10 protein-coding genes are annotated in these 13,872 nt (G+C 64.7%); 2 read left to right on the forward strand and 8 right to left on the reverse strand.

The features are described 5' to 3' along the window. Positions 1 to 26 precede the first annotated feature (26 nt). From bla to ACM42_RS22525, 3 genes are all read right to left on the reverse strand, one after another. Positions 27 to 917 carry a subclass B3 metallo-beta-lactamase gene (gene bla / locus ACM42_RS22515; protein ID WP_271529992.1) on the reverse strand — a complete coding sequence of 297 codons (891 nt, stop codon included), beginning with the start codon at positions 915 to 917 and terminating at the stop codon, positions 27 to 29. 123 nt (positions 918 to 1,040) lie between these two features. Next, positions 1,041 to 2,471, reverse strand: coding sequence for an aldehyde dehydrogenase family protein (locus ACM42_RS22520; RefSeq protein ID WP_271529993.1), 1,431 nt, complete (start codon positions 2,469 to 2,471; stop codon positions 1,041 to 1,043). A 249-nt stretch (positions 2,472 to 2,720) separates the two neighbouring features. Then, positions 2,721 to 5,084, reverse strand: a complete 2,364-nt coding sequence (locus ACM42_RS22525) for a transketolase (protein WP_271529994.1) — start codon at positions 5,082 to 5,084, stop codon at positions 2,721 to 2,723. A 132-nt stretch (positions 5,085 to 5,216) separates the two neighbouring features. Between ACM42_RS22525 and ACM42_RS22530 the strand changes: the two genes are divergently transcribed. Together ACM42_RS22530 and ppk2 are read left to right on the forward strand one after the other, a co-directional pair. Continuing rightward, positions 5,217 to 5,678, forward strand: coding sequence for an Lrp/AsnC family transcriptional regulator (locus tag ACM42_RS22530; RefSeq protein WP_028177825.1), 462 nt, complete (start codon positions 5,217 to 5,219; stop codon positions 5,676 to 5,678). 87 nt (positions 5,679 to 5,765) lie between these two features. Continuing rightward, positions 5,766 to 6,686, forward strand: coding sequence for a polyphosphate kinase 2 (gene ppk2, locus ACM42_RS22535; RefSeq protein WP_271529995.1), 921 nt, complete (start codon positions 5,766 to 5,768; stop codon positions 6,684 to 6,686). A gap of 112 nt (positions 6,687 to 6,798) precedes the next feature. On the opposite strand, the gene ACM42_RS22540 is transcribed toward ppk2, so the two are convergent. The 5 genes from ACM42_RS22540 to ACM42_RS22560 all read right to left on the reverse strand — a co-directional run bounded on the left by ACM42_RS22540 (position 6,799) and on the right by ACM42_RS22560 (position 13,857). After that, complete coding sequence (locus ACM42_RS22540) at positions 6,799 to 7,878, reverse strand: zinc-binding dehydrogenase (RefSeq protein WP_271529996.1); 1,080 nt, start codon at positions 7,876 to 7,878, stop codon at positions 6,799 to 6,801. 60 nt (positions 7,879 to 7,938) lie between these two features. Beyond that, positions 7,939 to 8,880: a DMT family transporter gene (locus ACM42_RS22545; RefSeq protein ID WP_271529997.1), complete on the reverse strand. Its 942-nt coding sequence runs from the start codon at positions 8,878 to 8,880 to the stop codon at positions 7,939 to 7,941. 184 nt (positions 8,881 to 9,064) lie between these two features. After that, positions 9,065 to 9,904 (reverse strand): aldo/keto reductase, encoded by an 840-nt coding sequence (locus tag ACM42_RS22550; protein WP_271529998.1) that lies wholly within the window; start codon positions 9,902 to 9,904, stop codon positions 9,065 to 9,067. 119 nt (positions 9,905 to 10,023) lie between these two features. Next, on the reverse strand, positions 10,024 to 10,920 hold the full coding sequence (locus tag ACM42_RS22555; RefSeq protein WP_271530263.1) for an SMP-30/gluconolactonase/LRE family protein: 897 nt from the start codon (positions 10,918 to 10,920) through the stop codon (positions 10,024 to 10,026). Positions 10,921 to 11,151: 231 nt separating this feature from the next. After that, positions 11,152 to 13,857 (reverse strand): nitrate reductase, encoded by a 2,706-nt coding sequence (locus ACM42_RS22560; protein WP_271529999.1) that lies wholly within the window; start codon positions 13,855 to 13,857, stop codon positions 11,152 to 11,154. Positions 13,858 to 13,872 lie beyond the last annotated feature (15 nt).

The following is a 13,872-nucleotide window of genomic DNA, read 5'->3' on the forward strand; positions in this document are numbered from 1 at the left end:
CACAGCGCGCCCACGACCTACCGCCCCTACCCTTTCTTCTCCTGAGCCGCTGCGGTCTGCTTGACGAGCGCCTCTTCGAAGGCCTTCTCCAGCGATGCCGCATAGACCTTGAACTCGCCGGGATCGACGAACGGATTGGGTCCGCCGTCGGCGAGCTTGGCGCGCTTCTCGGCCATCTTGTACATCTCGGGATGAGGAGCCAGCAGGATGTCGACCTTCATGTCCTTGGCGCGCGCAAAGGTCTTGCGATAGTCGTCAACGATGCCGGAATAGGTCGGGTTGCCGACAAGCCGGTTCAGCGCGACCGTGCCGCTGCAGAAGATCAGCACCGAGCGTGTTGCATCGCCATCCTTCACCGAGAATGCCCAGCTGGTGCAGCCCGGCGAATGGCCGGGCGTCTCGCGCGCCGTTAGCGTAACGCTGCCGACCGCAACGGTGTCGCCCTCACGCACCGTTCGGTCCACTTTCACCGGCGGAAAGTCGAGCGCCTTCTCCTCCTGCGCACCCGGATAATAGCCGCCTTCGAGCAACGGCTTGTCGGCCTCGCCCGCGACCATCTGCGCGCCGCTCGCCTGCTTCAACTCGGCAAAGCCACCGGTGTGGTCGATATGGGCGTGGGTGTTGATGAGATACTTGATGTCGCTGATCTTGAAGCCGAGCTTCTCGATGCTCGTCCTGATCTGCGACGTCGATTCCGGCATCACGGTATCGACCAGAATATGCCCCTGGGGCGATGTGATCAGGTAGGACGCAAGTCCGTTGGTGCCGACATAGTAGACGCTGTCGATGATCTTGAACGGCTCGGTCGGTTCGTTCCATTTCGCCCTGAGCGTGTTGAGCAGATCCTTCACCGTCTGGGCCTGCGCAGCGCCTGACAGCGGCAGCAGCGCAACGAATGCGATGATCAATTTTCGCACGTTCCGTCCCTTTGCTTTTCTTGATTTGACGGGCTGTTGTCGCAGTGAAGCGGCCGGTCTCTGAGCAAAGAATGCCGGCTTCCTTGGAAGCCGGCATTCCCTGTAGTGCAAGCGTCGTATGAACTACGCCGCGTTGAAGCCGGCGACGGCCTTCACTTCGAGGAAATCCTCGAGACCGAACTTGCCCCACTCGCGACCGTTGCCGGACTGCTTGTAGCCGCCGAACGGCGCGGTGCGGTCGTTGGGCACGCCCTGGAGATTGACGTTGCCGGCGCGGATCTGGCGGCCGACGCGCTTGGCGTCCTCGACCGACGGACCGTAGACGTAGCCGGCGAGACCATAGGGCGTGTCGTTGGCGATCTGCACCGCGTCGGCTTCGTCCTTGGCGCCGATGATGGTCAGCACCGGTCCGAATATTTCTTCGCGCGCGATCGTCATGTCGGGCGTGACATCGGCGAAGATAGTCGGACGGACATAGAAGCCCTTGTTGACGCCCTCGGGCAGGCCCGGGCCGCCGGCGACGAGGGTTGCGCCCTCGTCGATGCCTTTCTTGATCAGGCCCTGGATCTTGTCCCACTGGCCGCGATTGACCACGGGTCCGATGGTGGTGCCTTCGGCGCGGGGATCGCCGGCCTTGGTCTTGTCGGCCACCGCCTTCGCGATCGCGGCGACTTCCTTCATCTTGGACAGCGGCACGATCATGCGCGAGGGCGCGTTGCAGGACTGGCCGGAGTTGTTGAACATGTGCATCACGCCGCCGGTCACCGCCTTCGTGAGGTCGGCGCCTTCGAGGATGACGTTCGGCGACTTGCCGCCGAGCTCCTGGCTGACGCGCTTCACGGTCGGCGCCGCGCGCTTGGCGACGTCGATGCCGGCGCGGGTCGAGCCGGTGAAGGAGATCATGTCGATGTCGGGATGCTCGCTCATGGCGGCGCCGACCTCGGGGCCGAGACCGTTGACGAGGTTGAACACGCCTTTGGGCACACCGGCTTCATGGAGGATTTCCGCGAAGATCAGCGCCGAGGTCGGCGTGAACTCGCTGGGCTTCAGGATCATGGTGCAGCCGGCGGCGAGCGCGGGCGCGACCTTGCAGGCGATCTGGTTCAGCGGCCAGTTCCAGGGCGTGATCATGCCGACCACGCCGATCGGCTCGCGCAGCACCATGGCGGTGCCGACCGGCTCCTCGAAATGATAGTTCTTGAGCACGTCGAGCGTGGTCATGAGATGGCCGAGGCCGGCGCCGGCCTGGAGCTTTTCCGCCATCGGCAGCGGCGCGCCCATCTCGTCGGAGACAGCAGCGCCGATCTCCTTGAGACGGCCCTTGTAGACCTCGATGACCTTCGACAGCAGCGCAACGCGCTCCTCGCGGCTGGTCTGGGAGAAGGTGGCAAAGGCGCGCTTGGCGGCGGCGACGGCCTTGTCCACGTCGGCCTTGGAGCCCAGCGCAACCTCGTACATCGCCTCTTCCGTCGCCGGATTGACCACGGCGGTGGACTTCTTGACGGCGGGATCGACCCAGGCGCCGTCGATGTAGAATTGCATGCGATTGACCATCGTTAACCTCTTCTTGGGGCTTGGAGGGGGCGTTTCGGCAGGCATCCTTGCACGAAAGCGCCGGCAATTGAACCCGCCATATGCGGGGCCAGCGTTGCGGCGAGCGGAGGCTATATGAGCCGATGGCGGGAACGTGGCAAGATTCTCTCAGCAGTCATTCCGGGGCGATGCGAAGCATCGAACCCGGAATCTCGAGATTCCGGGTTCGGCTCTCCGAGCCGCCCCGGAATGACACCGTGGTTACCTCGACTACACCGCCATCTTCCGGTGCAGCACCGGCGCACCGGTGGTGAGGCTTTCGGCCGCATCGATGATGGCGTTGGCGTCGATGCCGTAGTGCCGATAAAGGTCCGCGATGCTGCCGGTCTGGCCGAACTGCTCGACGCCGAGCGCCTCGACGCGGTGGCCGCGGACGCTGCCGAGCCAGCCGAGCGCGGCAGGATGGCCGTCGATCACGGTCACGATGCCGCAGTCGCGCGGCAGCGGCGCCAGCAGTTTCTCGATGTGGCTGAGATGCTGGACGCCGCGGCGGTCGCGCCGCAATTTCCGCGCGGCGGTCCAACCAGCGTGGAGACGATCCGCCGAGGTGATCGCGAGCAGGCCGACGTCGCGGCGGCTCTCGCCGATGAAGCCGGTGGCCTCGATCGCTTCCGGCGCGACTGCGCCGGTATAGGCGATCACGACTTCGGCATTCGGGCCCGGCTTGCGTAGCCAATAGGCGCCGTCGGTGATGCCCTGCCCCAGTTCCGGCGTCATGATACGCTGCGCCTGCTCGATGCTGCGCGTGGAAAGCCGCAAATAAACCGAGCCGCCCTCGCCCGCCTCGCGCTGCATGTGCTCAAAACCGAACGCCATGATCACCGCGAGCTCGTCGACAAAGGCCGGCTCGAATGAAGCCAGGCCATCCTGCGCCATGCCGATCAGCGGCGTCGCGATCGACTGGTGCGCGCCGCCCTCCGGCGCGAGCGTGATGCCGGACGGCGTCGCCGCCACCATGAAGCGGGCATCCTGATAGCAGGCATAGTTCAGCGCATCGAGGCCGCGCTCGATGAAGGGATCGTAGAGCGTGCCGACCGGCAGCAGCCGCTCGCCGTTGATCTGGTGCGACAGGCCGAGCGCGGAGAGCATGATGAACAGGTTCATCTCGGCAATGCCGAGCTCGAGATGCTGGCCCTTGGGCGAGGCGTCCCAGTTGTAGGTCGAAGGAATTTTCTCGCTGCGGAATAAGTCCGCCTTCTCGGCGCGCGCGAACAGCCCGCGGCGGTTGACCCAGGGGCCGAGATTGGTCGAGACGGTGACGTCGGGCGAGGTCGTCACGATTCGCCTCGCCAGCTCGCTGTCGCTGCGCGCGATCTCGTTGAGCACGAGGCCAAAGCCCTGCTGGGTCGACATCTGCGGCGACGGCTTGAAGGCGAGTTGCTGGGGTACATCGACGACGGGAGCCGTCAGCCGGCGGCCGTCCTGGTTGAACGGCACCCGCGCAAGGAAAGCTTCGAGTTCGGATGCATCCTGCGGCAGCCCTTCGAACTTATCCCATTCGTGTCCGGGCCGGATGTTCTGGCTGTCGCGGTACTTCTCCATCTGCGCGACGGTCATCAGGCCGGCGTGGTTGTCCTTGTGGCCCTGGAACGGCAGGCCGACGCCCTTGATGGTGTAGGCGATGAAGCAGACCGGGCGATCATGATCGATCGAGTCGAACGCCTCGAGCATGCTCGCCATGTCATGGCCGCCGAGATTCGACATCAGCGCGAGCAGCTCCTCGTCGCTGCGCCTGTCGATCAGCTTCGTGATCGGGCCCTGGTCGCCGATCTCGTCGTGCAGATGCTTGCGGAAGGCCGCGCCGCCCTGGAAGCATAGCGCCGCGTAGAGCGCGTTCGGGCAGTTGTCGATCCAGCGCTTCAAGGCTTCGCCGCCTGCTTCCGCAAAGGCCTCGCGCATCAGCCGGCCGTACTTCACGATCACCACGTCCCAGCCGAAATTGCGGAACATGGTCTCGAACTTTTCCCAGAGCCCTTCGCGGACGACGGCGTCGAGCGACTGCCTGTTGTAGTCGACCACCCACCAGGTGTTGCGCAGGCCGTGTTTCCAGCCCTCTGCCAGAGCCTCGAAGATGTTGCCCTCGTCCATCTCGGCGTCGCCGACGAGGGCGATCATCCGGCCTTCGCGGCGGTCCTTCATCCAGCCATGCGCCTTGACGTAGTCTTGCACCAGCGAAGAGAACAGCGTCTGCGCGACGCCGAGGCCGACCGAGCCGGTGGAGAAATCGACGTCGTCGACGTCCTTGGTCCGCGAAGGATAGGACTGCGCGCCCCTGAAGCCGCGAAAATTCTCCAGCTTCTCACGGGTCTGGCGGCCGAACAGATACTGGATGGCGTGGAACACCGGGCTCGCATGCGGCTTCACCGCGATGCGGTCCTCGGGGCGCAGCACATGGAAGTACAGCGCGGACATGATGGTCGCCAGCGAGGCGGAGGAGGCCTGGTGGCCGCCGACCTTGAGGCCGTCCGCATTGGCGCGGATGTGGTTGGCGTGGTGAATGGTCCAGGACGACAGCCACAGCGCCTTGCGGGCGAGCGCGGTCAGGATGTCGAGGCGGGCGGGATCAACGGGCATGGCGATGCTCCGGGAAATAAGCACCGATCATACGCCTGCGGGCCGCGCCAAACTTCTCAATTTTTCGCACCATACTGGCCAAGATTGGGATATTTTACCAATCAGATGCCTTCTGACCCAGGTTACATCCCAATGCCAGAGCTCGACGCCATCGACCGAAAAATCCTCAGCCATCTCCAGAACGACAGCCGGATGACCATGCAGGAGCTCGCCGACAAGGTCGGGCTCTCGGTCTCGCCCTGCCACCGCCGGGTCAAGCTCTTGGAGGAGCGCGGCGTGATCTCGCGCTATATCGCGACCGTGGACCAGAAGGCGCTGGGGTTGCATGTCAGCGTCTTCATCTCGATCAAGCTGGCGCGCCAGAAGGAGGAGGACCTCAACCGCTTCGCCCGCGCGATCTCGAAATGGGACGAGGTCCTGGAGTGCTACCTGATGACCGGCAACCGCGACTACCTCTTACGCGTTGTCGCAGCCGACCTCGCCTCCTACGAGACGTTCCTCAAGACCAAGCTCACCCGGCTCGACGGCATCGCCTCCATCGAGTCGAGCTTTGCGCTCAGCCAGGTGAAGTATTCGATCGCGCTGCCGGTGTGACCTGCGTCGGCGGGATCGCATGTCACATGGACGCAACAAACCCCGCCGATGGTCGTTGTGACGGGTATCCGAGCCGAGAGAAGGACCATGACCGCATTCGATCGAAAATCCGAGATCTCCAAGCGCGAGCGCATCATCCAGGAAATGGCCGATGATCTCGACGAGGAATTGGAGATGGAGCTGGATGATACCCGTCTCGACGAGCTCCTTGACGAGGCCGGAACGCTGAGACCGACGGTCGATCGCAGGCTCTATTTCCGGGAACTGCTTCGCCTGCAGGGCGAGCTCGTCAAGCTCCAGGACTGGGTGCAGAGCGAGAAGAAAAAGGTCGTGGTGCTGTTCGAGGGCCGCGACTCCGCCGGCAAGGGCGGCGTGATCAAGCGCATCACCCAGCGACTCAATCCCCGCATCTGCCGCGTCGCGGCGCTTCCGGCGCCGAACGAGCGCGAGCGCACGCAATGGTACTTCCAGCGCTACGTCGCGCACCTGCCGGCCGGCGGCGAGATCGTGCTGTTCGACCGTAGCTGGTACAACCGCGCCGGCGTCGAGCGCGTGATGGGCTTCTGCTCGGAGGACGAATATCAGGAGTTCTTCAAGTCAGTGCCGGAATTCGAGCGCATGCTGATCCGCTGCGGCATCATCCTGGTCAAGTACTGGTTCTCGATCACCGACGACGAGCAACAGTTCCGCTTCACCATGCGGATCAAGGATCCCTTGAAGCAGTGGAAGCTGAGCCCAATGGACGTCGAGTCCCGCAGTCGCTGGGAGGCGTACACCAAGGCCAAGGAGACGATGCTGGAGCACACGCATCTCCCGGATAGCCCATGGTGGATCGTCGATGCCGTGGACAAGAAACGCGCCCGGCTCAACTGCATCGCGCATCTACTGACTCAGATTCCGTACCAGGAGGTCGCGCGGGCTCCGGTGATGCTGCCGGCGCGCGTGCGCAACCCCGACTATCAGCGAGGCCCGGTCCCGCCGGAAATGTACGTGCCGGCGAAATATTGACGAAGTCTCATAAGGTGGGCAAAGCCTAGCGTGCCCACCTTAGCGAGCGCGGCGTCTGAAGGTGGGCACGGCGCAAGAGCGCCTTTACCCGCCTCACAAGACTACGACACTCCTACCGCCATGGCTGCACGATGATCTTGGTGTGCATCTCGGGATTGGCGAGATCGGCGAACGCCTTGGCGACTCCGTCGATGCCGACCTCGGCGGTCACCATTGCAGCGGCATCCACCTGCCCTTCCGCGATCAGGCGCAGTGAGCTTGCGAATTCGTCCGGCGTGTAGCCGACCACGTATTGCACGCTCAGTTCCTTCATGATGCCGAGCATGGGCTCGCTTCTGTCGGTCTCCATGCAGACGCCGACCACCACGATCCTGGCGTCGCGCGGCGCGCCTTCGAACACCTGTTGCAACAGCCCGGGCACGCCGACGCATTCGAAGATGATCGCCGGCTTCAGCGCCGGCAGCATGGCCTGGAACGGTGGCCGCGCCGCTTTCTCGGCCTCCGACATCTGCGCGTGCTCGGCCCAGGTCGCATAGGGCTGTGATACCTTGGGATCGACGACGACGTCCGCGCCGAGCTGTGCGGCGAGCGCGCGCCGGGCCGGCGAATAGTCCGCGGCGACGATCGGGTGCAGGCCCCTAAGCTTCAGCGCGGCGATCACCGCGAGCCCGACCGGGCCGCAGCCGATCACGAGCGGCACCTCGCCGCCGCTGATATTGGCTTTCGCCACGGCGTGGACACCGACCGCCAGCGGCTCGGTGAGCGCGGCATGCTCCGGCGCAAGACCGTTGGGCACTTCAAGCAGCAGCGCTTCGCTCAGCAGCATCGCCTCGGCGTAGCCGCCGATATTGTCGTTGGAATAGCCGATGCCTTCGATACCCTGCGGCGTCAGCAGCGCCGGCAGCGAGCAGACGCGGGTGCCGGACTTGAGCTTGCGTTCGGTGCCGGTGCCGTAGTCGACGATTTCGCAGCAGAACTCGTGGCCGAACACGACGTCACGGGAGAGATCCATCGGCTTGCGCCCGACCTTCCGTGCCATCTCCACCATGCGATGGGCGTGTTGGCGCGCGTGCAGATCGGAGCCGCAGATGCCGCAGGCGAGCGTCTTGACCAGGACCTGGCCGGGGCCCGGTTTCGGCTCGGCGATCCGGTCGACGACGATCTCTCCGTTCCTGAAAATCGCGGCCCGCATCCGGCTCCTCCCGTATTGTTTGGAGCGCTGATACCACGAAGCACGAGGGGCGAACTTGCGTCAGGCGTTCGGCGAACGCTCTTCCAGCACCAGGAGCTGGGCGCGACGGACACGCTCGCGATGAGCGATGTAGAGGCCGCTGGCGACGATGAAGGCCGCGCCGGTGATGGTCCAGATGTCGGGCACTTCGCCGAAGATGAAGAAGCCCAAAATACTGACCCAGAGCAGCTGCGTATAGGAGAAGGGCGCAAGCACCGAGGCATCGCCGTAGCGATAGGCGAGGACGACGATCCACTGACCTGCGGTCGAGGCGACACCGATGAAGATGCCGAGCGCGACCGCGGTCCAGGATGGCGTGACCCAGACGAACGGCACCAGCGCGGTCAGGATCGCAAGGCCCGTCAGCGAGGAATAGGCCATGGTGGTGACGACGGCTTCCCGCCCGCTCATCATGCGCGTCAGGATCAACGTGCCGGCCCAGCATGCCGCCGAGACCAACGGAAAGAATGCGGCGGGGTGAAACGCGCTGGTGCCCGGGCGCAGGATAATCAGCACGCCAATGAGGCCGAGCGCGGTCGCGAGCCAGCGGCGCATGCCGACCTTCTCGCCGAGGAAGACGATCGAGAGCGCAGTAACGAACAGCGGCGCGACGAAGCCGGTGGCGGATGCCTCCGCGATCGGCAGGAAGCCGAGGCCCGTGATGAAGAACAGCGAGGAGCCAAGCAGCGCCGCCCCGCGCATCACGTGCAGGCCGGGACGCTTGGTGCGCATCGCATAGAGCGGCGATGCGGGCAGCATCACCGGCGTGAACAGCAGCGTGAAGGTGAGGAAGCGGATCCAGGTGATCTCGATCGAGGGCAAGCTCGTCGACAGATATTTCGCGGTGACGTCGGAGCAGCCGAGGAACACCGTCGAGAGCAGGATCAGTGCGATGCCTCTGAAGGGATGATCGACGCGCGCGGGTGCGCGGCGACCGACATGCTTCCTCTCGGGCATGGACATGGAAATACTATCGAGCCTTGCGGCTGCGGCTGGCGGCGGGGTCACGGCTGGAACTCGGGAAAAATGCGAATCGAGCGCCCTAAAAAACGACAAATGCGCCGCGTTCACAACTTCCGAAAACAGGATGCCGATATGCGCAGGCCGCCGCGCGCGTCAATGCTCCGTTAATATTGCCCGTTGTGCATTACAGCATGGGCAGGCCGCGCGGCTTTGGCCCGCGCGGAAACGCCGCATCAAGCGCCGCAACCTCGTCTTTCGTCAGCACGAGATCGCCCGCGGCTGCATTTTCGCCAGCATGTTCCGCGGACGAGGCCTTCGGGATCGCGAACACCGTAGTCGCACGGGTGAGGAAGCTCAGTGCGACCTGACGCGGCGTCGCGCTACGCGCCTCCGCGATGCGCGCCAGCACCGCGCCGCCCTTGCTGCTGCTCGCCGGGAAATCGTCGTGCCCGAACGGCGAGTAGGCAACGACGGCGACACCGTGCCGCTCGCACCACGGGATCACCGCATGCTCGATCGCGCGCTCCTTCAGATGATAGAGCACCTGGTTGCACGCGATCCGGCCCTCGCCCGCAACGTCGAGAATTTCGTCGAGATCGTCCGCGTCGAAATTGGAGACGCCCCAGGATTTGATCTTGCCTGATGTCACCAGTTCCTCGAACGCAGCGACGGTGTCCTCCAGTGGATAAGAGCCGCGCCAATGCAAAAGATAGCAGTCGAGCCGGTCGGTCTTGAGCCGCTTCAGCGAGCGCTCGCAAGCAGTGATGGTTCCGCGGCGCGAGGCGTTGCTCGGCAGCACTTTTGAAACGAGGAACACCTCGTCGCGCCGGCTCGCGATCGCATCCGCGATGACGAGCTCGGCATCGCCATACATCTCGGCGGTGTCGACATGGGTCATGCCGAGATCGAGCCCGCGCTGAAGCGCCGCGATCGCGCGCTTGCGGTCGCCGTGATCGAGATACCAGGTGCCCTGCCCGATGACGGAGACGTTGGCGCCGGTCTGGCCGAAGGGATGTGTGTTCATGTTTACTCCTTCAGATGCTCTACAGCATGATCCGGAAAAGTGTGTAGCGGTTTTCCGAAAAGATCATGCTCAAACAATGACCCAAAGCGCGATGACGATTCATCCAATCGCATCGCGCTTTAGAGATCACTGATGTCGGCAACCAGCACGCTGCCCGTCGCCGACTCCGTGATATAGAGCCGATCCTTCTTCGCGCCACCGATCGCGACATTGGTGCAGTTCGGCCCCGCGCAGGATTTGATCCGCGCGATCAGTTCGCCGTTGGGCGCGAACGCGAAGACGTGGCCGAGCGAGGCGTGGCCGACGAACAGGCGGCCCATGGCATCCATGGTCATGCCGTCAGGACCGCTCGTGCCGAACAGCGAGCAGAAGCGGCCGACCTTGGACACGCTGCCGTCCTTCATGAAGGGCAACCGCCACACCGCGTTGTCGCGCGTCATCGCGACGAACAGCACGGTTTCGGTCGGGTCGAGCACGAGTCCATTCGGGCTGATGCCGGTGTCGATCAGGCAATCGAGCCTGCCGCTCGACGCGAGACGATAGACCCGGCCGCTGGGGTCGTGCAGCCCGGTCTGGCCCTGATCGGTGAAATAGACGTCGCCATTGCTGGCGAGGTGGAGATCGTTGCAGCCGCGGAACGATTCCGAATTGCGCGCAGTCAGCACCGGCTTGATCCGCCCGGCCTTTGCATCGAGCTCCATGATGCCGTGCATGTAATCGGCGACCAGGATGCGGCCGTCGGATGCGATCTTCAGCCCGTTCGGCCAGCCCTCGTATTCGATGACCTGCGACCACTCGCCGTCACGCGCGATACGGAAGACGCGGCCGAACGGAATGTCGACGATGTAGAGGTTGCCGTCGGCATCGAACGACGGCCCTTCGATGAAGCTGTCGGTGGCAGCGCCCGGCCGGTTGGCGTCGGCCCAATCGGTCCGCTCGCCCTTGCGGCGGAACTTGTCGGGCATGGCGGAGAAGACTTTTGTCTCGATCAGGCGGGGCGGCGTTTCCAGGTACATCATTGTTGTTGTAATTGCTGAGGGGAGCGCGGCAGCATAGGGCACAATCGACGGCGCGTCGATTGGCGTGGGCGGCATGGCGCCTCGCCCTCATTGTCATTCCCCGCGAAAGCGGGGAATCCGGTACGCCGCGGCCTCACCGCTTAATCATAAGTGTCTCGGCGTACTGGATCGCCCGGTCAAGCCGGGCGATGACATCGGAATATTCGGCGACGCCCCAGAAAAGCAGCCCTACCCCGCCGCGCCAGCGACCTTCACCTGCTTTGCCGGCACCGCCTCGGTCGTCGCGATCAGGCGCTTCATCTCGGGGATGCAGGAGCCGCAATTGGTGCCGGCCTTGAGCTTGGCGCCGATCTCGGCGGCGGTGCGTGCGCCGCCAGCGATGGTGTCGCAGATGGTGCCGCGGCCGACACCGAAGCAGGCGCAGACGATCGGGCCGGTCGAAGCGGCGCCCTCTATCGACTTGCCGGACAGCAGCATGCGGCGCTGCTCGTCGGTCACCTGGTCGGCGGCGAATGCGCTTTTCACCACCTCCCAATCGCCGGCATCGTGCGCAGGTCCGACGAACAGGCAGGTCTCGATGCGGTCGCCTGCGAACGAGGCGGCGCGATAGACCCCGCCGCCGAAGTCGCGGTACTCGGCAACGTCCGCGCCCGCGACGATCTCGAGCCAGGCGGGCCAGCGCGAAAGATCGCCGTTGTCCGCAAAGAGATAGCCGAAGCCGCCGGCGACCGTGACGCGGGTCCACAACAGGTTCTCCGGCAGGTCGATCTGCTTTCGCGACAGCGCGAAGCCGCGGAAGACGAATTCGTAAGGAGCGATCGCGGCCGGTGTCGCCTTCGCCTCCGGCTGGCCCGAGAACGGATCGGTGAACGACTGCACCAGCGCGCCAATGCGGCCGTGCGAGGTGTTCGTCGCGCTCCAGTGGATCGGCACGAACAGGGTGCCGCGCTGCTGCCGTTCGCTGACGACGGCCTTCAGGATGCACTGGCCATAATCGCTGGTGATGCGGGCATAACCGTCATGGGCAATGCCGTATTTGCTGGCGTCATCGGGATGAATCTCGACGAAGGGCTCCGGCAAATGCGCGCCCAGCCGCTGGCTGAGCCCCGTGCGTGTCATGGTGTGCCACTGGTCGCGGATGCGCCCGGTGTTGAGCCGCAAGGGGCGCGACGGACCGGTCTCGCCGCGCAGTGCCGGCACCTCCGGCGCGACGAAGCGTCCCTTGCCGTCATTGGTGAAGAACCCGCCGCTCGCAAAGAAGCGCTCGCCGGGTGTCTGCCCGTCGCGCGCGGGCCATTGCACCGGCTGCAAGGCGTCGAACGCTTCGTCGGACACCGAACTCAGCGCGCCGATATCGAAATCGCGGCTGCCATTGTTCTCGAAGGCCGAGAGTGCGGCGTGCTCGCGGAAGATATCGGCGGCGGATTTGTAGTTGAAGCTGTCGCCGAAACCGAAACGTTTTGCGATCTCGCTGAGAATCCACCAATCGGGGCGCGCCTCGCCCGGCGCCGGCAGGAAGGCCCGCTGGCGCGAGATGCGCCGCTCGGAATTGGTCACCGTGCCCGACTTCTCGCCCCAGGCCAGCGCCGGCAGCAGCACATGCGGACCGGCCTCGACCGTGTCGTTGGAGAGCACGTTCTCGGAGACCACGAACAGCTCGAGCTTCTTCAGGGCATCGCGGACCATGTCGGCATCCGGCAGCGACACCGCCGGGTTGGTGCCCATCACCCACAGCGCCTTGACCTCGCCGCGGTTGATGGCCTCGAACAATTGCACCGCCTTCAGCCCCTCATGGGTGGCGATGCGCGGCGCCTTCCAGAACCGCCTGACACGATCGATGTCGGGCGGCGTGAAACCCATATGGGCGGCAAGCATGTTGGCGAGGCCGCCGACCTCGCGACCGCCCATCGCATTGGGCTGGCCGGTGAGCGAGAACGGCGAGGCACCGGGCTTGCCGATGCGCCCCGTCGCAAGATGGCAGTTCAGGATGGCGTTGACCTTGTCGGTACCCTGCGCCGACTGGTTGACGCCTTGCGAATAGAGCGTGACGACCTTCTCGGTGTCACGGAACATCCTGAAGAAGGTGGCGACGTCCTGCTCGGAGAGGCCCGTGGCAAGCGCCGTCGCAGTGACACTGCCTGCGATGTTGCGCGCACGCGCCAGCGCGTCGTCGTATCCGCTGGTATTCTGAGCGATGTAGTCCCGATCGAGCGCGCCATTGTCGGCGAGATGAACGAAGAGGCCGGAGAACAGCGCCGTGTCGGTGCCGGGCTTGAGGCCGAGGAAGAGATCGACATCGCCGGCGGTGTCGGTACGGCGCGGGTCGATCACGATCATGCGCGCGCCACGCTCCTGCCGGTTCTTCAGCATTCGCTGGAACAGCACGGGATGGCACCAGGCCGCATTCGAGCCGACGAAGACGAGCAGGTCGGCCTGGTCGAGATCCTCGTAGCAGCCGGGCACGGTGTCGGCGCCGAAAGCACGGCGGTGACCGGCGACCGAGGAGGACATGCAGAGCCGCGAATTGGTGTCGACATTCGCCGTGCCGACAAATCCCTTCATCAGCTTGTTGGCGACGTAATAGTCCTCGGTGAGGAGCTGGCCGGAGAGATAGAAGGCGACCGCGTCGGCGCCGTCGCGCGCCACGATGTGCTGCATGCGATGGGCGACATGATCGAGCGCATCGCTCCAGGCAACGCGCTCCAGCACGCCCTTGCAACGGATCATCGGGTAGAGCAGCCGGCTTTCGAGCCCGACGGTCTCGCCGAGCGCTGAGCCCTTTGAGCATAGCCGGCCGAAATTGGCGGGGTGGTCGGGATCACCGGCGATAGCCGCCCCGCCCTTGCCGTCGGGTGTCGCCAGCACGCCGCAGCCGACACCACAATAGGGGCACGTCGTCTTGGTGGTGCGGAGCGCGGGATCGATCGCCGTCATCGTCAAACAGCCTTG

It is taken from the genome of Bradyrhizobium sp. CCBAU 25338, assembly GCF_028128965.1.
GTDB lineage: Bacteria > Pseudomonadota > Alphaproteobacteria > Rhizobiales > Xanthobacteraceae > Bradyrhizobium > Bradyrhizobium liaoningense.